The organism is Salegentibacter echinorum (genome assembly GCF_900129445.1).
Classification (GTDB): domain Bacteria; phylum Bacteroidota; class Bacteroidia; order Flavobacteriales; family Flavobacteriaceae; genus Salegentibacter; species Salegentibacter echinorum.
In genome coordinates this window covers 109,523-129,047 of record NZ_FQVT01000003.1, presented here as the reverse complement: position 1 = coordinate 129,047, position 19,525 = coordinate 109,523, and the positions used below count along the sequence as shown (strand labels likewise).

At 37.3% G+C, this 19,525-nt stretch carries 18 protein-coding genes; 5 read left to right on the top strand and 13 right to left on the bottom strand.

The window, feature by feature from the left end; all coding sequences use genetic code 11:
- Positions 1–9 precede the first annotated feature (9 nt).
- Genes BUA71_RS06640 through BUA71_RS06630 form a run of 3 tightly spaced genes read right to left on the bottom strand, consistent with a single transcriptional unit; the run spans position 10 to position 2,865 of the window.
- Entirely contained in the window at positions 10–1,521 is a 1,512-nt protein-coding gene (locus BUA71_RS06640) for a PH domain-containing protein (RefSeq protein WP_072877960.1), read from the bottom strand.
- Positions 1,511–2,038 (bottom strand): PH domain-containing protein, encoded by a 528-nt coding sequence (locus tag BUA71_RS06635; RefSeq protein ID WP_072877958.1) that lies wholly within the window; start codon positions 2,036–2,038, stop codon positions 1,511–1,513. The genes BUA71_RS06640 and BUA71_RS06635 overlap by 11 nt, the downstream gene beginning before the upstream one ends.
- On the bottom strand, positions 2,026–2,865 hold the full coding sequence (locus BUA71_RS06630; protein WP_072877956.1) for a 1,4-dihydroxy-2-naphthoyl-CoA synthase: 840 nt from the start codon (positions 2,863–2,865) through the stop codon (positions 2,026–2,028). The genes BUA71_RS06635 and BUA71_RS06630 overlap by 13 nt, the downstream gene beginning before the upstream one ends.
- Before the next feature lie 106 nt (positions 2,866–2,971).
- On the opposite strand from BUA71_RS06630, the gene BUA71_RS06625 reads away from it, so the two are divergent.
- Positions 2,972–3,460 (top strand): hypothetical protein, encoded by a 489-nt coding sequence (locus tag BUA71_RS06625; RefSeq protein ID WP_072877954.1) that lies wholly within the window; start codon positions 2,972–2,974, stop codon positions 3,458–3,460.
- Between the two features lie 318 nt (positions 3,461–3,778).
- Here the strand turns inward: BUA71_RS06625 and BUA71_RS06620 are convergent, their stop codons facing one another.
- The 5 genes from BUA71_RS06620 to BUA71_RS06600 form a co-directional block, all read right to left on the bottom strand.
- Complete coding sequence (locus BUA71_RS06620) at positions 3,779–4,615, bottom strand: CvfB family protein (RefSeq protein WP_072877952.1); 837 nt, start codon at positions 4,613–4,615, stop codon at positions 3,779–3,781.
- A gap of 276 nt (positions 4,616–4,891) precedes the next feature.
- Positions 4,892–5,236 carry a DUF2853 family protein gene (locus BUA71_RS06615; RefSeq protein WP_072877950.1) on the bottom strand — a complete coding sequence of 115 codons (345 nt, stop codon included), beginning with the start codon at positions 5,234–5,236 and terminating at the stop codon, positions 4,892–4,894.
- A 66-nt stretch (positions 5,237–5,302) separates the two neighbouring features.
- Positions 5,303–7,036: a 2-succinyl-5-enolpyruvyl-6-hydroxy-3-cyclohexene-1-carboxylic-acid synthase gene (gene menD, locus BUA71_RS06610; protein ID WP_072877948.1), complete on the bottom strand. Its 1,734-nt coding sequence runs from the start codon at positions 7,034–7,036 to the stop codon at positions 5,303–5,305.
- A 107-nt stretch (positions 7,037–7,143) separates the two neighbouring features.
- Complete coding sequence (locus tag BUA71_RS06605) at positions 7,144–8,289, bottom strand: chorismate-binding protein (protein ID WP_072877946.1); 1,146 nt, start codon at positions 8,287–8,289, stop codon at positions 7,144–7,146.
- Positions 8,290–8,292: 3 nt separating this feature from the next.
- On the bottom strand, positions 8,293–8,712 hold the full coding sequence (locus BUA71_RS06600) for a PaaI family thioesterase (protein WP_072877944.1): 420 nt from the start codon (positions 8,710–8,712) through the stop codon (positions 8,293–8,295).
- 131 nt (positions 8,713–8,843) lie between these two features.
- On the opposite strand from BUA71_RS06600, the gene BUA71_RS06595 reads away from it, so the two are divergent.
- Positions 8,844–9,479 (top strand): alpha/beta hydrolase, encoded by a 636-nt coding sequence (locus tag BUA71_RS06595; protein WP_072877942.1) that lies wholly within the window; start codon positions 8,844–8,846, stop codon positions 9,477–9,479.
- 197 nt (positions 9,480–9,676) lie between these two features.
- On the opposite strand, the gene BUA71_RS06590 is transcribed toward BUA71_RS06595, so the two are convergent.
- From BUA71_RS06590 to dnaK, 4 genes are all read right to left on the bottom strand, one after another.
- Positions 9,677–10,309 carry a hypothetical protein gene (locus BUA71_RS06590; protein ID WP_072877940.1) on the bottom strand — a complete coding sequence of 211 codons (633 nt, stop codon included), beginning with the start codon at positions 10,307–10,309 and terminating at the stop codon, positions 9,677–9,679.
- Positions 10,310–10,382: 73 nt separating this feature from the next.
- Positions 10,383–10,772 carry a hypothetical protein gene (locus BUA71_RS06585; protein WP_072877938.1) on the bottom strand — a complete coding sequence of 130 codons (390 nt, stop codon included), beginning with the start codon at positions 10,770–10,772 and terminating at the stop codon, positions 10,383–10,385.
- A gap of 344 nt (positions 10,773–11,116) precedes the next feature.
- On the bottom strand, positions 11,117–12,682 hold the full coding sequence (locus tag BUA71_RS06580; RefSeq protein WP_072877937.1) for a hypothetical protein: 1,566 nt from the start codon (positions 12,680–12,682) through the stop codon (positions 11,117–11,119).
- A gap of 239 nt (positions 12,683–12,921) precedes the next feature.
- A complete protein-coding gene (dnaK, locus tag BUA71_RS06575; protein ID WP_072877935.1) occupies positions 12,922–14,853 on the bottom strand; it encodes a molecular chaperone DnaK in 1,932 nt (643 codons plus the stop codon).
- Positions 14,854–15,390: 537 nt separating this feature from the next.
- On the opposite strand from dnaK, the gene BUA71_RS06570 reads away from it, so the two are divergent.
- Together BUA71_RS06570 and BUA71_RS06560 are read left to right on the top strand one after the other, a co-directional pair.
- Positions 15,391–16,824, top strand: coding sequence for an L-serine ammonia-lyase (locus BUA71_RS06570; protein ID WP_072877934.1), 1,434 nt, complete (start codon positions 15,391–15,393; stop codon positions 16,822–16,824).
- A 436-nt stretch (positions 16,825–17,260) separates the two neighbouring features.
- Complete coding sequence (locus BUA71_RS06560) at positions 17,261–17,947, top strand: CPBP family glutamic-type intramembrane protease (RefSeq protein WP_245812547.1); 687 nt, start codon at positions 17,261–17,263, stop codon at positions 17,945–17,947.
- 39 nt (positions 17,948–17,986) lie between these two features.
- On the opposite strand, the gene BUA71_RS06555 is transcribed toward BUA71_RS06560, so the two are convergent.
- A complete protein-coding gene (locus BUA71_RS06555; protein WP_072877930.1) occupies positions 17,987–18,448 on the bottom strand; it encodes a hypothetical protein in 462 nt (153 codons plus the stop codon).
- 239 nt (positions 18,449–18,687) lie between these two features.
- On the opposite strand from BUA71_RS06555, the gene panB reads away from it, so the two are divergent.
- On the top strand, positions 18,688–19,506 hold the full coding sequence (panB, locus tag BUA71_RS06550) for a 3-methyl-2-oxobutanoate hydroxymethyltransferase (protein WP_072877928.1): 819 nt from the start codon (positions 18,688–18,690) through the stop codon (positions 19,504–19,506).
- Positions 19,507–19,525: the final 19 nt, after the last annotated feature.

Sequence of the window (19,525 nt, the reverse complement as noted above, 5' to 3'; positions counted from 1 at the left end):
ATTTCTACACTACATCCAATTTCTTTTGGAAACTTCGGCTTTGAAAAGAATAAAATTTATTTTCGGTAGGACCTCCCGGGAAACTGCGTAAAACTTAATATCGCCCCCAGCCGTATGAAAGCTCAAGTTGACCAAATTTTTTCTTTTATACCACAAAGGTTGCTGTACACTAATCGCCTGAATTTTATACAGCTCCAGGATTTCTTCGGTTTTAGTCCATAGCCCATATTGTTTTTTAAGAAAATCCTGGCCAATAATTAATTTTTTAGTTCTAAAAGCATAATATTGATAGATAAGTGCAAGAACCAATATGCTAATACAAAGCGGTAGAAAAAGGTTAAAGCTCACAAAAGTCGTATAAAACCAAACACCCAACGCAATAAAGCCCAGCACCACAATTACAGATATTCTGCGCAACAGTAACAATTTATCTGGCCTGTAGCTATCTACCAGGGCGATATCTTCATCTTTATACAGAAAGCTCTTTATTTTTTCCAGGACTTCTAATTTTAGCCCGGGAATTTTAATCTTATTTTTTTGTAATTCGTCCTCGCTGCTCGATAAGGAAATTTGCGCTTCAAACAAATTCATCCGTTTTTGTATGGGATTAGTCTTAACTTTAAACCGTTGTACTCTTCTTGGTTGTATGGCTACTTTTGTATTTGTCTTTAAGCCCATTTCCAACTCCAGGCGTTCCTTGCTTTGTACGATTTTTAGCCCATAATACTTTATAAATACTTCAATTATGGTAATACTTACACTTAAGAACAGTAATAAGATAAAAAGCACAAATAGGAATCCAATAGACTGTAAAACATCAGAAAATTGACTGAAATAAGTTTCATATTCCTGTATTTCTTCTTTGAAATAGGAATTTAAGCGATTGTAAATACTCGCCAGAAAAGCTATAATCAAACTAAACCCGCGTAAATAATTGGTACTAATCCCAATTTTCAATAATTCTGAAATGCTTAACTGAAAGGTCCAGGCTTTCTCTTCTTTTTCTTCAGCAATAATTTCTTCTGAATCAAAATTTTTCTTTGCTTCAGCTTTTACCCGTAAAAGAATTTCAGAAAGTTCATTGGCTTTGGTTTTAGAGATCGCATTTATTTCAACTTCTTTTTGGTTGCTTCCGGCGGTATCGATTACCAGACTATACACATTTATAAACCGCTGTAGAATGGATCTTTTAAAATTTACCTGCTGAATTTTTTCAAAAGGAATGGCAATGTTTTCTGTAGAAAATACGCCTTTTTGCAGGATAAATTCTTCCCGCTCATAATCTATATAAAATGTAAATTTGAGATAATACAGATAACTATACCCCAAAATAAGCAACAAAACAATGACCGATCCCAATCCAATATAACTCAACATAAGACCAGATGGATTGCTTAATAACAGGTAGGCAGCCATGGCCCAAAACATCTTTACCAATTTGTAAAGTGTAGCGAGAAAAATGAGGACAACTCCTAAAATAGATTGCCGTTGCGGATTCTGATAATTATCTTTAGAAGTCATCCTGAACGATCTTGTGGGCGAGTGCTTCTTTTAGCTTTAAAGCTGTTTCTGGTAGCAGGCCCGGAATACCAATATCGCTTCCACTGCCACCCGCAGTAAAAATTTTAAGACTGGAAATGCCTAAAAGCTTATCCCATATATCCCTCGAAATAGAGGCATGCTGCACACGGTTAAAAGGGATAACGGTAGTTTTGTTGAAGATATAACCTCGTTTATAAATAACGTCCCGTTCCCTTATGGCAAAACCAAGGCTTTTATAAAGCTTATAATTGTTCCAAAACCTAAACATAAAATACAGGCTAATTACGCATAAAAGCAATATGGATTGGGTAGGATCTAAAAAGAAAAACCATAATATTCCCGTTATAAACATACAAACAAGCATAAAAATGCCGGTTTGTATGTTTATTTTTTGCAAATAATTTTCAGAAACGATGGTGAAATCTACCGCTTCATAATCTGGTAAACTTGCAATATCTATTTGTCTATTTCTAAAACTGTCGCCTAAGGGATCCATTTTTTCTCAAAATTTGGTTTTCTTTTTTCTAAAAAGGCGTCCCTTCCTTCTTTTGCTTCATCTGTCATATAAGCCAGCCTGGTAACTTCCCCGGCAAAAACCTGTTGCCCAACCATCCCGTCATCGGTAAGGTTCATGGCATATTTAAGCATTTTTATAGAAGTTGGGGATTTCGCCATAATTTCCTTTGCCCAATCGTAAGCGGTATCTTCCAATTCTGCGTGCGGAATTACAGCATTTACCATGCCCATTTCGTAAGCTTCCTGTGCAGAATAATTTCTTCCGAGGAAAAAGATCTCCCGTGCTTTTTTCTGACCTACCATTTTCGCTAAATATGCCGAGCCATAACCGGCATCGAAACTGGTTACATCGGCATCAGTTTGTTTAAATATTGCATGTTCTTCACTGGCCAAAGTAAGGTCGCACACCACGTGCAAGCTATGGCCCCCGCCCACGGCCCAGCCGGGAACTACGCAAATTACTGCCTTTGGCATAAACCGAATTAAACGTTGTACTTCCAGAATATTCAAACGGTGATAACCATCTTCACCCACATAACCTTGATGGCCACGTGCTTTCTGATCGCCTCCGCTACAAAATGCCCATTTCCCATCTTTGGATGAAGGCCCTTCCGCAGACAGCAACACACAACCTATGGAAATATCTTCGTGCGCATCGTTAAAGGCATCTAACAATTCTGAGGTGGTTTTAGGTCTAAAAGCATTACGCACTTCGGGTCGGTTAAAAGCGATCCTTGCCACACCATTTGCTTTTTTGTAAGTGATATCTTCGTATTTCTTGGCTGTTTTCCAGTCTATTTTACTCATAACTCTTATTTTAGTGTAAAAATAAGGTTTTAGTTTAATCTTATTAAAATAGAAATAAGATTAGATTTGCATTGTTTTTGATATACTCTAAGCAAAAAGCATTAAAATGAAATTCCGCTTTCTTAGTTTACTATTATTCAGCTTCTTTCTAACCAATCTACAGGCGCAGGAATTTTGGGATATGGAAGATTTTGAGATAAGCAACTATAGTGTTGAACCTTCCTGGAGCGACCTTAGCTTTGGGCAGGAGTTTTTTTCTGGTGATTTTAATCTACCCAGTGGGAAATTTATTGATGTAGATAGGGATAAACCGGCTAGCGTAGATATGATTGCTATCCTGGAAGAGCGGCGAAATATGAAAAAACGCACAGTAGATATTGGCTCGCCCCTACCTAAAGTGGAACGAGAGAAAAAAACTTTTGAGGTTTCCGGAAATTATGAAATTAGAGACACCGATAAACCTTATAATGACGCCCTAAATTCAAATCCTTACTACCAAAATCAACGTGCTTATCAGAACGCATTACATAGACAAAGCTATAGAAACAGGTATTACGGTTCTTCTTATTACGTCCCCGGAAGGCGTTATTACTAATACTAAATAGAAAGTTGGAGATATTTCCAGGCTCCATTTTTTATGAACTTTGCACGGAAAAGTCAGTTATCGGTTGTGGGTTGTCATTAAGACCTTGAATTGATTCTCTTTGCCAACTTTAAGTAAAAAAACAGTTGTCGGTATTCGATTGTGAGTTTACATCGGTTGGCAATTCTGTCTACTGATTATTGTGACTGTGAACTCGTTTGGGTTTTGGTATCGAGGTGATTTCAGCCTTGGACCTTGGAACTTGAACTTAATTTTTGCGACCTTTGCGTAAATCAACCTCAAGATAATAAATATCATCTCCAGTTTTGATTACGTAATTTTCAAATAGAGTCCGTCGTTTTTAATGTCTATTTTTCGTTGTTTATAGAGGTTTCCTGCCGCGCGTTTAAAGCTCTTTTTACTAATACCCAACTGACTTTTTATAGCTTCGGGAGAAGATTTATCGGTTAATTGAAGGTAACCATCGTTCTTTTTTAAATGCTCCAGAATCAAATCGGCGTTTGGCTCAATACTCCTGTAACCGGGACGCTGCAAGCTTACGTCTATTTTACCATCTGGTCGGGTTTTAGTTATAAAGCCACGCATTTCATCACCTACGTTGATTTCCTGAAAAATATCATCGTGATAAATCAAACCCAAATGAATCTGATTGATAATCACGTTATACCCTAGATCACTTTTATTACTAATAATTAAATCCACCTCTTCAAAAGGTTCTACAGTAAGCTCTGAATTATCTAAAAAAGCGTGTACTTTACTGGAAGCAACCAACCTGTTTGTTTCCAAATCGAGGTTGCAGAAAATCAAATACCAGCCACCCTTTTTCATAGGATAAGCCTGTTCTTTAAACGGTACAAATAAATGTTTCTCCAGGCCCCAATCTAAAAAAGCACCAAATTCGGTGACCTCTACACATTTTAAAAAAGCAAATTCGTCGAGTTTAACCAATGGATCTAAAGTAGTGGCAATAAGCCTTTCTTCGTGATCCAGATAAACAAAAACGTTTATCTCCTGCCCTATTTCAAATTCCTCGGGAACATATTTATTAGGTAATAAAACCTCATTCCCTTCAGTATCTGTTAAAAAGAGCCCGGGTTCAGTTTCTCTTACAATGTTAAGCGTATGATTTTCGCCAATATTCAGCATAAAATAAATTTAGGTAACAAAGATACTTTATAATTTAAGATTTCTGCAAAAAGTTTAAAGTTAGGAGCCGGGAATGAGAAATGGGGAATTGAGATTCGGGATTCGACTCGTCCTAAGTGTTTAAGAAAAACAAACTTTAAAGAACAATAGGCAGTCACAGTACCCGGTAGGTAAAACATACCTAAAAATCTGTAAGAAGTACCTGATGTATCCCACCATAAAAAAATCCGTTCTTTTTACGAAAAAACGGATCTTAAATTAAGTTTAAACTAGTTTCTAGCTATAAACATTTTCCTTTTTAAAATGCTTGGTGAGCAAATAATAAACTACCGCACGATATTTATTTCGGTTAGATTTACCGTACTTTTCCAGTACAGCGTCTAATCCCTGGTCCAGTTTTTCGTCATCTTTTAAGCCCAATTTTTTAATCAAGAAGTTCTTTTTCACGGTTTCCAATTCAGATTCTGAAGAACTCGAAATAGTTTCGGCATCGCTCCTAAAAATGCTGGGGCCGCAAGCTTCGGTCACTTTTCTTAGAAGGTCCACATCTGGTTCCTCCCCTATTTTTTCTTTAACATCTTTGATGTATTTCCCTACTTTTTCATCAGTTTTTGTACTCATAATATAATTTTAAATTGATCAATGCCCAATTTAACTAAATAAAAGTATTTTTCTATATTTTATGTTTTAAGATTTCATAAAATTAAAATATTCCAGCATTATTTCATCATTTAATTTCCTTGGGGTGAAAATTTCCAGAAGTCTCGGTTTTTCTGAAGTTGTAAAGAATCTGCTTATCTTTTCTGAAAGTTCTTCAGGATTCGTTGCGGCTTCATAGTCAAAACCATACAACTCACATAAGGGTTTCGCTTTAAGCTCGTGTTTTGTTTCAAAATAAGTATCGAAATTTTCGGTATCCTTATTTCCGGGTAAGATCCTAAAAATCCCGCCTCCATTATTATTCAAAATAATGATTCTAAAGTTATTGGGAATATAGTTGTTCCAAAGAGCATTACTGTCATAGAAAAAACTCAAATCCCCCGTGATCATTAGCGTGGGCTCGCCATTTACACAAGCAGCACCAACTGCGGTAGAAACGCTGCCGTCTATTCCGCTAGTGCCCCGGTTACAAAAAATACGCAAACTTTCTTTCCACTCGAATAATTGGGCATAACGTATCGTAGAACTGTTTCCCAACTGAAGAATATAATCCTCTGGCACCCGGGGAACAATTTCCTGCATCGCCTTTAAATCTGAATAAGGAATCTCATTCATATATTCTTCGTGCCTGCCTTGTCTTTTAGCTTTAACATCCTTCCAAAATTCAGCATAATCACTTTCTACTGTATTTGTGAGCGGAAAGAAATTACTAAAAAACGAATTGACCGTTGTTTCAAAATGTTTATTCAGGCAGAAATAAGTATTATAGGCTTTTTTGGGGTCAATATGCCAGTGCTGTTGAGGCTGAAAATTGCGTAAAAATGCCTTAATTTTCTTGGAAACGATTAGGCCGCCAAAACTCAATAAAATATCTGGCTGTAAAGCTTGAAATAATTCCTCACTATTTTTATCCTTTTCTATGGGACCAATTAAGGTATCGATGCGCGTAAAAAACTCAGGATGATCTAAATTTGAAGTTGTTTCGGTTAATACAATAACCGACTCATCTTTGGCTAATTTTTCAAGAAAACGTTGTTCTACTGCCCCGGGTTGGGCAACTCCCACAATCACCATTTTTCGTTTGGCGCGGTTCCAAAGCTCTGCATAAGTTTCCAACTGGTTTTTAGTATAAGTGCGCTCCTTTATTTCCGGTAAAATTTGCAAGGGATTCACTTCCACATTTTCCACCAAATCGTACAAAGGTTCGTAAAATGGTACATTTATATGCACCGGCCCCTTCTTCTCTATTGCCCTGTTTAACGCGAGATTTACTTCCCGCTCATTGTGTTTTTGGGATTCAAATTGTTTCTGCTGAAGTTTCCTATCCGTCGCTTCCGCATCCATCACTAATTCGGAATGTAAATTTGCCGAATATAAAATATGGTTTTCAAAGACATTTTTCTGTCTAATTGTTTGTCCGTCGCCAATATCTATGCGTTCTATTGGACGATCGGCCGAGATAATTACCAGGGGAATATCGCTGTAAAAAGCTTCCGCTATAGCCGGATAATAATTCAATAAAGCCGAGCCCGAAGTACACACCAGCGCTACCGGTTTCTGTAGCTGCTGCGCCATGCCTAGCGCATAAAAAGCAGCACAGCGTTCATCAACAATACTAAACGGTTTAATATCGGGGTGATGCGTAAAGCCAATGGTTAAAGGAGCATTTCTGGAGCCTGGCGAAATAACCACATGATTTATATTCTTTGCGACGCACAGCGCTACGATAGATCTAGCAACGGGGATTTTGGAGTATTTCACAGAATTTATTTTTCAAAACAAACCTCACAGGTTTCAAAAACCTGTGAGGTTTTTCTAACTATTTCAAAATTACAATTTCAAATGGATTTTAAACGGGCGTTTTTACCTTATTTAACAAGCACCGATTTTATAGTATGCGTTTTATTTACGGTTTCTTCCCATTCTTCAGTAGGATTGGAATCTTTGGTAATACCGCCACCTACAAAAAGATTGGCTTTTCCCGCTTCCAATTTCATACAACGTAAATTCACAAATAAATCTGTCTTTTTTGAAATACTGGCGTAAGCCTGATTTTCCTGGTTACGCCGATTTGAATTTCGTTTTTTCTCAGATTTAATATTTAACTCTCCTAAAAAGCCCGAGTAAAACTCCCTATTGTAATTTTCATTCTCTAAAATAAAACTTTTAGCTTTTTCTTTTGGAAGTCCGCATACCGCGGGCGTAGGATGTAAGGCCATAATAAGCTGTTTCAATTTGGTGCTTTTATCCAAAGCCCCCTGAATATCGGTTTTTAAATGCAATAGATTTCCGGCTCTGCTGGTATATAATTCAGATTTTTTAATACTTCCCGAAACTTTATCCTTTAGATTTTCAAAAATAGCATTAGTAACTATTTGTTGTTCATCTATTTCCTTTTCCCGCCAGTGTACATCTATAGTTCCTTTATATGGCTGGGTTCCCGCAAGGGCCATAGTTTTAAATTTATTGCGCTCTACTTCAAGTAATCGCTCTGGGGTTGCACCCAGCCAAATGCCGGTTTCGGGATGATACCAAAAATAAACAAAAGCTGAATCGTATTTTTTTAGCAGGTTTTTAAAGATTTCTATAGCTTTAAGTTGGGTCTCCACTTTTTCACTTCGGGATAAAACTACTTTTTCAAAATTTCCTTTTTCAATGCTTTCAATTCCCCGCTGAATTAATTCTTCGTGTTGTTTTTGAGTTTTGGCATTCGTTAATACAGGTGGAAAATTTGTAGCTTCAGAAATATTCTCTTCAGAATTTTCTTCAGCAAAATATTCGGTAGTAATTTCTTCAGCATCTTCCGTAGGAATAAGATAAGTTTTTTCGGCAGCATTAAACGGTGAAAATACAAATCCGCTTTCTGTAAAATCCTTTGTATTAAAAGACTGCTTGGTAATTTGAAGCCAGGCTTTGGTTTCTCTTTCTCTCAAGCCGGGTTTGCTATATGCGACAAAAGGTTTTTCATCTAACAGTTGATTTTCTAATTTCTCAAAAAATAGTTCAGGTTTCATAATTTATCTCTTTTTAGGTAAAGCTATAGTGGTAAGTTTTACTAAAGAAATGAGATTTTGCGCATCATCGGTAATTCTAATTTCTATCAATTGAGTGGTTCGTCCTTTGTGAATAAAAGAAGCCCTGGCATATACAAAACCATCGGCAACGCTCTTTACATGATTGGCAGAAATCTCTATCCCACGAATTGTAAAATGATTGGTATCCAGGAAAACATAGCTCGCCATGCTGCCTACACTTTCTGCTAAAGCCACGCTGGCACCGCCGTGTAAAACGCCATCGGGTTGATGCACTTTTGGGGTTACCGGCATTTTTGCAATCAAAAAATCGTCTCCTATTTCAGTAAATTCGATTTCCAGGGTTTCCATTAAGGTATTTTTACATACTTTTTTGGAAAGTGCTAAAATTTCTTCTTGAGTCATAGCAATAATTGGTTTCTTTGTAAACCACCTCGAGATATCCAGTGAGCCATTTTATATTTTTTGATTCACCGCAAACCTCAGGTCATTTAATTCTAGATTATCGAGTAAAAATACAAAACAGGCAACAGATTATGAGTACTGAAAAAGAGCTTTCTTATCAAATCACGAATACCTACAGCGTTTTAAACGATTTTACCGAAAAAACCAAAACCGTTTGGCTTGTTTGTCACGGCATTGGCTATTTAAGCCGATATTTCCTTCGGCATTTTTATCACTTAAATGCTGAAGAAAATTATATTATTGCGCCACAAGCACAATCTAAATATTATTTAAACAACGATTATAAACACGTTGGCGCTTCCTGGCTTACTAAAGAAAGGCGCGAAGAAGAAACAGAAAATGTGTTGAATTATCTCGATGAAGTTTACAAGGCTGAGAATCTAAAAAATGCTCCCAAGCTTATCATTCTGGGTTATTCCCAAGGGGTTTCGGTAGCTACACGCTGGATTGCCAAACGAAAAATTAAATGCGATGAGTTGATTATGCATTCCGGAAAAGTCCCTGCAGAATTAAATGCAGAAGATTTTAAATTCCTAAAAAACACCAATTTCACCTCTATCTACGGCACCGAAGACGAATACCTTAAAAATGGAATTATTAGAGTTGAAGAAAGGCGCTTAAAGAGGTTGTTCCCCAATAATTTTAAGATAAAAACTTACGAGGGTGGTCACGAGGTTAATGCTGAACTTATGGCGGAGTTTGGTTGATTAAATAAACAGGTTTCCGCTCCCAGTCTTTCAAAAACAAAAAATTAAATACATTTCTGAATATCAATGTCTATAAGTTTTTGATCGAAACCCGACAAATCAACAACCTCGATCCAAGAGTACGAGGTATGTCTCAGAAAAAGAATCTTTTTCGAGGCAAGCCCAGAGGAATTACACCCTTAGCTATCGCCCCACGATTAAACACAGGAATTTTCATCACGAGAAAACACTTCTTCTTTTAGGATTTTAATATCGCCACTGGGCTTAATTTTAAGATGATATCTATTACTTTGAACCGGAGTACAGTAACTCACCGTTTTTAATACAATAAGTTCAAAATTGGAACCGGTTGTTTTAATAGCACCAGCATCAATTCTCTCAACCTGAAAGTAATAGTCGTTTGCCCTGGCCCATAACAAGGCTTCTTCTTTTGTATTTATAGCACCAAGAAATTCCAATAATTTATCTTTTGAGTCAACCAATTGATTTTGAGAATCTACCTGGTGTTTTAAATAAAGGTAGCATAAACCTGGGAGACAACCGGAAGCAAAACCAAACTCTGGTTGCAATTCTTGAAATTCTTTTACACATACTGATTCTTCGGCCTGATCACATAAAGTTCCTTTTTGTACAATTATTTCTTCCTCATTATTCTCACCTCCATTTGCTATAACATAATTAAGCTCCCAGTAATTGGTTGCCACGGCAGGATCCAGATCGTAAAACGGATACTTTTCAGAAATCGGCTCAAAGCCATCGGTGGTAATAGCATCATCGCTACTGCAGGAAATTAAAAAAATTAATGTGAAAATTAATATTAGCTTTTTCATTCTGATAGTTTAAAAGTTGGACAGACTACAATTTAGTAGTGTACATATGGAGAATCCAGTTTTAGTTTTACATCTAACCATTACAACTAAACATTTCTTCCACTTGTCGCCCGGGACTATTTATAAACTCCCAGCTTTCTTCTATCGTAAATTCTTTTAATTTTTTCCCAGTACAGTTGTATAATATTATTTCATCAACTCCATTACACAACGGGTCTGTCATTTGGATATAAAAAACTGTTTCCTCTTCATATTCACTTTTTAAGATAGAGACCTTACAAGCATATTCACCGCAATTTAACTCAGTAATCAAATCTTGCATCCATTTCACTTCTAAAGGGTTTGTTGCAGTACACGCATTCTCTAAATCCTGTTTGGAATTTGCAACTAAATCGTTGTCATTTTCACTACAAGAACTTAAAGTTACTGATAACAATAACGCAATAATGGTAATTTTTTTCATAATGATAGGTTTTATACATAATAGATGATAAAACTATGAAAAGGTTGCGTGTAAAAATAAAAAAACGCAATTCCCTATAAAACAAGGCTATTGCGTCTTTGCTATTACATGTTATTAAATACCATTGATGTTCGATGAAAATTAACTGATTAGCATGTTCTCTTTTATTACAAAGCCTAAAAGCGATTTCATAATTATCTTCTTTGCTATTTGAAATCATCACGAAAAAAGTCAATTAAAGAATATTACGTATGAAAAAGCAGGATGCTCTGTTTGTTAGAGTTTAGTCTTTTCTCTTTTTTCTTGCAGAGAAGCGATCTTGTTTCTTTACCGGACAATAGTGATTAAATACATAAATTTTCCTCATACTCTATCACTTGCTCATCTAAAATAATTATCTCACCAGAAGTGGTAATTCTTAAATGAAACCTGCTTATTTGTAAAGGCACACAGCTGCTTACTATTTTACTTGCGATCAACTCGTAAGCACCATCACAAGTTTCTTTAATAGCTCCATTTTCAATATCATTTTCGGTCCAATAATAATCATTGGCAAGTGCTAATAATAAAGCATCTGCTTTAGAATCTATACTTCCTAAAAATTCCAATAATTCCTCATCGGTTGTAACCAGTTCATTTACACCAGCTGTTTGGTGCCTTATAAAGGTATAGCAACCTGCTGGTAGACAACTAATAACAAAACCACCTTCTGGAATAAGGTTATTGAATTGTTCGATACAAGCTTCCTCGTCCTCAGCTTCCAGACATAATTCTCCCTGGGAAAAACTATATATAATTCCATCGAGATAATTAACAATCTCAAAGTAATCTACAGGATCTTTGGGAATTAGACCGGCATAGGGTGTTTCTGAAATGGCTTCAAATTCTCCACATTCCGATGTATCTTCCTTACAATTAATAAAGATATGCATGTATTCACTGGTTTCCCCATCATCATTAAACAACCCTTTTATATCATTCCAACTTAAACCTTCTTCTTCCATGACTGCATTATCTATATCACCATAAACCATTTCCCAATCTTTAGGTACCACAGAATAGAACAAATACTCCTCATCATCGGCTACACCGGCTGGTGGGCCAGGCACCACCAAACACAATGCTTTTGCAAAGTAATCACCATCATCATTTTGTGCCACTTCTGTCATTGTAAGACTACTGTTATATAACTGCGTACGAAAGCCCTGTTCATCTTCTAAAAACAAGTCGAGACCATAAGAACCAGGATAATGCCTACCGCTGCTGTCACAATAGTTAGCAAAAAAGCAAAGCTCATATAATTTTTCTGGAATAAGATCGAAGAACATGTATCCATATTCTTTCAACATTCTTCTGTCAAAACAAAGTACTTCAACCTCTACATATTTTTTAGTACCGGGACGCACAATAATATCTAGCGGAAGTGGATTCTCTACATAACCAGCAAGTTCCCCTTCACCAGTTGGTGCCACCCAAATTAAATTACCATTAGTATTTGGATCGCCATCATATATTAAAAATTCTGAAAGATTTACGGTAGAGAAATCATTACTATCATCACCATCGTCACTCACCGCAACCGGAATTTCAAGTTCTTCTGAGTAATCTGTATAAAAATTAGTGCCATTAGATAAAATAGTTACCTCTATCGTTTTATTTGTACCACCATTAATGTTTAAAGTAAGCCGAGCCACTAAAGGCGCAGCACCATTATCACAATTAGGCACCTCGCTAAAATAATTTTTGCTCATTTCTTGATTGACCAGCTCGTTTAGCATAGCACCAAACTCCAGCGTAATATATTCCGCAGAATCATCTTTATTTTCCAACCCTTCCCGCTCTTCACTACAACCGGCAATTAGCAGTAATAAAACCACTATAAAAGCCAAATAACATCTAATTTTCTCCATAATTTCATCTTTTGGTTAATAATTATAATATTGTTTCTAAAAAAATTTACTGAACTCTAAGGAGGGGGTATAAAAAAGAAAAATGTTATGAGTAAAAATTAAGAAAACCTTCATTAGGAATTTATGGGGAAATACCACTAAATTTTTGACAAAGAATTATGCATAAAAAAAACGCAACCAAATTAATGATTGCGTTTTTTCAAGTCCTTCCCTTAGGGGAGGATTTAGGTGGAGCTTTTTTATTTAACCTCCTCAAAGTCAACATCTTCTACATCGTCTCCTTCTTTGGCATCACCGCCTCCGGCTTGTTGTCCGCCTTCTGCTCCGGTAGCACCTTGTTGTGCTCCAGCCTGGCCGCCCTGAGCTTCTTGCTGTGCTTTATACATTTCTTCGGAAGCTGTTTTCCAGGCTTCGTTCAATTTGTCTAAAGCAGGAGTTATTTGTTCCAGCTCTTTGGTTTCATAAGCTTTTTTCAATTCCTCTAAAGCTTCTTCTACCGGTTTCTTTTTGTCTTCAGAAATCTTATCACCAAATTCTTTCAACTGCTTTTCAGTTTGGAAGATCATAGAATCTGCTTCGTTTAGCTTATCTACTTTTTCTTTGGCTTTCTTATCGGTTTCAGCATTAGCTTCTGCCTCTTTCTTCATTTTCTCGATTTCTTCCTCGGTTAAGCCTGAAGAAGCTTCGATACGAATATCCTGAGATTTACCGGTTGCTTTATCTGTAGCACTTACTTTAATGATACCGTTAGCATCAATATCGAAAGTCACTTCAATTTGAGGTGTTCCTCTTGGCGCTGGTGGAATTCCATCTAAGTGGAACCTACCAATGGTCTTATTATCGGTCGCCATAGAACGTTCCCCCTGCAGTACGTGAATTTCTACGGAAGGCTGATTATCGGCCGCGGTAGAGAACGTCTGCGATTTCTTGGTTGGAATAGTTGTATTGGCTTCAATTAATTTTGTGTTTACACCACCCATAGTTTCAATACCAAGGGATAGTGGAGTCACATCCAATAACAATACATCTTTTACATCTCCAGTCAATACACCACCCTGAATGGCTGCTCCAATTGCCACAACCTCATCTGGGTTTACTCCTTTAGATGGTTTTTTTCCGAAGAATGCTTCTACTTCTTCCTGAATTTTAGGAATACGGGTAGAACCACCTACTAAAATAACCTCATCTATTTCGCTTGTAGAAAGCCCTGCATCTTTAAGCGCTCTTTTCACCGGCTCCATAGATCTGGTCACCAATTCTGAAGAAAGCTGCTCAAATTTAGAACGGGTAATAGTTTCTACAAGGTGTTTAGGACCGCTTGAAGTCGCCGTTACATAAGGAAGATTAATTTCCGTTTGGCTTGAAGAAGACAATTCAATTTTAGCTTTTTCTGCAGCTTCTTTTAAACGTTGAAGTGCCATTGGATCTTTTCTAAGATCGATGTCTTCTGCCTTTTGGAAGCTATCTGCAAGGTAGTCTATCAATACCTCATCAAAATCGTCACCTCCAAGATGTGTATCACCGTGTGTAGATAATACTTCAAACACGCCATCTCCTAATTCAAGAATAGAAATATCGAAAGTACCACCACCAAGGTCATAAACAGCAATTTTTTGATCTTGCGATTTCTTGTCCAATCCGTAAGCTAAAGCTGCCGCGGTTGGCTCGTTAATAATTCGGCTTACTTTTAACCCGGCGATCTCTCCAGCCTCTTTAGTAGCCTGACGTTGAGAATCGTTAAAATATGCCGGTACAGTAATTACAGCTTCATTTACATCCTGCCCAAGATAGTCTTCTGCTGTTTTCTTCATTTTTTGAAGAATCATTGCAGAAAGTTCCTGTGGCGTATATTTTCTACCATCCACATCTACACGTGGTGTATCGTTATCTCCTTTTACTACTTTATAAGGTACTCTTCCCGCTTCCTTAGAAGACTCAGAGAATTTATTACCCATAAAACGTTTTATAGAAGAAATAGTTTTTTCTGGGTTAGTTACCGCCTGGCGTTTTGCCGGGTCACCTACCTTTATTTCACCATCTTCAACAAATGCTATTACAGATGGGGTTGTTCTTTTTCCTTCAGCATTAGGTATTACCGTGGGATCATTACCTTCCATTACAGAAACGCAAGAATTGGTAGTACCCAAGTCAATTCCAATTATTTTACTCATAACTTTATACGTTGAATTTTTATATTATTATTTCAAATGCTCGCCATGTTAAAGTCAATCTTTGTGCCAGCGAAAAACTTGTGACAAGTTGTCATTTTTCTTCTAAAAGACTTGTCATTCCTTCTTTATATAACCTACCTCAAAAGTGACACCTTAATGCAATAAACCTTCATATATAATTTGTTATGTGATTTTATATTGACTGCAAACTGCAACTGCTCACTGAAAACTCCGGCTTACGCAAACGTTTTTTCTTTGGTTGTTTAATTATTTATCATCAGAACAAATCCTTATTTTTGCACTGCGATTCCTCGTGCAAAGAAAGATGTGGAAAGTAATAAATAAGCCTGAGAAAATTAAATTCAGAAGGAACCATCCGGTATTTTAAATGCGGATGTTTTAAATACTAAAATTTTAGAATAAACTATCTCAGGAAAAGGCCATGAGGTATTACAAAAAAATAAGAAAATTGATTTCGATGCATCCCGATAGCTATCGGGATAAATCTCGATTATCGAGTAAAAGTAAAGATATACCATGCGAAAAATTGAATGCATAAGTGTTTTTGATATGCTAAAGGTGGGCGTAGGTCCCTCAAGCTCCCATACTTTAGGACCCTGGCGTGCTTCCCAGCGTTGGATAGACGAATTAAAGAAAAAAGAAATCTTTAATGAAGTTGAAGCGATTCATATAGATCTTTATGGTTCTTTATCCCTTACCGGAAAAGGCCACGCTACAGATATCGCAACCATTTTAGGTTTGTGCGGCCACGATCCTGTTACGATGGATATTGATATTATTAATCCTGAAATTGATAAAATTAGGGAAACGGGCAAACTGTCATTAAATGCTGAAAGGACTATAGATTTTAGTATAAAAGACGATGTAAAATTCAATAAGAATTTTCTGGAATTTCATCCTAACGGAATGACCTTTCGCGCTACTTTAAAAAATGGCAAAAAAACCTCCTCTTCTTTTTATTCTATAGGCGGGGGATTTGTAGTTAAAAAAGAACGCAAAAACGCCAGTAAAAAGATAAAAAGCTTTATGGAGTTTCCGTTTTCCATAGAAAAAGCAACCGAGTTGCTGGAATATTGCGATGCAGAAGATAAAACAATTTCTGAAATTGTTCTGGAAAATGAAAAATCCCTTCGCAGCGAAAAAGAAATCGACGATGGTTTAAGGGATATCTGGAAAGTGATGCTGGAATCTATGTATATAGGCTGTCATACCGAAGGCACCCTGCCAGGCGGTTTAAATGTAAAAAGACGTTCTTTTGAAATGCACCAAAGGCTCATTGGAGATGAGAAATATGATTCTCCAGAAAGTTGGATTACCGCCATTAGAAGAACCGAAGTTAAGTTTAGGCAAATCCTTAAATGGGTGAGCTGCTTCGCAATAAGCGTAAATGAAGTAAATGCGTCCCTGGGCCGCGTGGTAACCGCGCCTACCAATGGAAGTGCGGGTACTTTACCCTCGGTAATGATGTATTATATGGTTATAGAAAATCACGAAGCGACGTTTAAAGATTTAAAACGCTTTATGCTGGTAGCGGGTGAGATTGGTAGTTTGTTTAAAAAAGGCGCCACAATTTCTGCAGCGATGGGCGGTTGCCAGGCAGAGATTGGTGTATCTTCGGCTATGGCTGCCGGCGGACTTACAGAATTGCTTGGTGGTTCCCCTGCACAGGTGCTTATGGCTGCAGAAATCGCCATGGAGCATCACCTAGGGCTGACTTGTGATCCTATTGGCGGACTCGTACAGGTGCCGTGTATTGAGAGAAACGCTATGGGGGCCATAAAAGCAATTAATGCTGCTGAAATCGCACTGGAAAGTGATGCCACCAAAGCTAAAGTTCCTTTAGATAAGGTGATTGCGACCATGTGGGACACCGCAAAAGATATGAACTCTAAATATAAAGAAACCTCAGAAGGTGGACTCGCAGTAAAAGTAAACCTAAGCGACTGCTAAGACAGTTGTGGGTTATGAGTTATCAGTTGTCAGTTTGACATTGCGAGCGACGCAAGAGCGCGCCTATCTCCCGGTTATTTGTTGTTTGTTGTTTGGGGTTTGAAGTTTCCGCCCAGTAATAACTGCGACTGCTTACTGAATACCGCGACTGCAAACTGGCCGTGTGTCATTGAGAGCGACGCAGAAGCGTGACAATCTCTCGGTTACTGGGAGTTTGCTGTTTGGGGTTTGGAGTTCTGCCCACTGAATACTGCGACTGCTTACTGAATACCGCCACTGTAAAATGGTTACGTGTCATTGCGAGCGACGCAGGCGCGCGGCAATCTCTAGGTAGTCTTTTGGGGTTTGGAGTTTCTGCTTAATATACACTGCCACTGCCCACTGAATACCGCGACTGCCTACTGATTTTTCATTGAACCTTGAACCTTGAACTAAATTGTCGATAATTAAAATTTCACCCAAAACTAAGAACCTATTTCTCAACTATTCCTTAATGTTGGGTGCTTATTTCCTGTTTTTCTTTTTAACCGGAATTTTAAATTCGTTTTTGCCCAATTTAGATTTAAGTAAATATCAGCAAACCGAACTCTTTAACTTAATGGATGAAAGTCCGTTTACGTTTATATTTATGGCCGTTGTGATTGCGCCGGTCTTGGAAGAAAGTATGTTTAGAACGCTAATCAAGCCTTCTTTTACAGAAATATACATTTTCATTTGCGCTATTTTAGCTTTTATTAGCCTTGGTTTTATCCCTCTGGAAGCGCATGCCCTGCTAAAGTTTGGGATCATTATTTTATCTGGGGTTATCATCTTTTTGTTTTTGCAATCGCTAAAGCCTTCTACCTGGTTTAGAAAATTCAGGATCTTTTTACATAGAAATTATAGGATGGTTTGGTGGTTGAGTGCGATTATTTTTGGCGTTGTACATATTTGGAATTATGTAGAAGGCTGGCAATTTGATCTTATTCTATTCCTACTAATTTTCCCAAGGATTATCGCTGGTTATTTCTTCGGAAAAATAAAGCTTGAAAATCATAGCCTGCTCTGGCCAATCGCTATGCATGCCATGAATAATGGTATTGTCGCTTTCTTTATGCTTCCAAAGTTGTTTGGAATTTATTAATTTTTTATTTCTAAAGAAGAAAAAATATGCTTTAGCAACCTACTCACAACCTAACTTGCTACGGGTATCTACAAAATAAATAATCTTCCAGTTCCCCGCTCTCGATTTTATAAGCTGAAAAGTATTTACCCCGCAATGACTTAATTGATCGTTAATGTAAAAAGAATACGCCGCACTCACTGTGGCTATCATTCCATTTAAAGTGATCTCAAAGTTGTGCAGTTTTTCATTAAATTTGGTAGAAGCAGGAATAGCAACCAAATAATCTAAAAAATTAGAAAAAGTCTCTGAAGACAGGGAAGTGCTTCCCCTGGCATCAATACTCACCGAATGCATTTTAATTTTAGGATGAGCAAAGGTTTTTAAAGTTTTTTCATCCTGTTTGTGAAAAGCTTCATAAAAATCTTCTATAAGCTGTTTCGCGGCTTTTTTATCTTCAACAACCTGTGAAAAAGATGCCTGAAAAACCAATAAAGAAGCGAATAAAATTAGAGGTTTCATTCCACTGTATTTTGATTGTAGCTTACTAATTTACTATTTTTACTCACTAAGTAGAAACTGGATTCAAAAATTAAGCAGAATCTTTATCGCTGGCTCTTTTATGTAACTTTAAAAAGAATATTAGAAAGCCTGCCGAAAAAGTGTTTCTTAATTTTCAACCTACCCCATTTATTTAAGATGTAAATGGGAAACGCCTTTGGGGTCTATCCCGGGCTATTTTTCACATTAAATAAAAGCTCATGTCTGTAGCTAAAAAGGAATACAAAAGGGTCACTACCAAATCTTTGGTAGATATGAAGAAAAATGGCGAAAAAATCGCAATGCTCACTTCCTACGATTTTTCGATGGCGAAAATCGTAGATAGTGCCGGTATAGATGTGATTTTAGTAGGAGACTCGGCCAGTAATGTAATGGCCGGTCACGAAACTACCCTGCCTATAACTTTAGATCAAATGATCTATCACGCTTCTAGCGTGGTACGCGCCATAAACAGGGCGCTCGTAGTGGTAGATTTACCATTTGGAAGCTACCAAAGTGATCCTAAAGAAGCGCTTCGATCTTCCATTAGGATTATGAAAGAAAGTGGTGCTCACGCGGTAAAATTAGAAGGTGGAAAGGAGATTAAAGAGTCTTTAAAGCGAATTTTGCACGCCGGTATTCCGGTGATGGGACATTTAGGCTTAACGCCCCAATCTATTTATAAATTTGGAACCTACACGGTTCGCGCCAAAGAAGAAGCCGAAGCCGAGCAGTTAAAATCTGATGCTCGTTTATTAGAAAAATTAGGTTGTTTTGCCGTAGTATTAGAGAAAGTTCCCGCCAAATTAGCAAAAGAAGTTGCCGAGAGTATAAGTATTCCAGTAATTGGCATTGGTGCCGGAAACGGTGTAGATGGGCAGGTTTTAGTGGTACACGATATGCTGGGGATGACCCACGAATTTAATCCGCGTTTTTTAAGAAGGTACACCGATCTTTATTCTGAAATGACCAAAGCTTTTGAGTCTTACCGCGACGATGTGAAAAGCAGGGATTTTCCTGCCGATGATGAACAATATTAATAGCCCCTCCCAGCCTCCC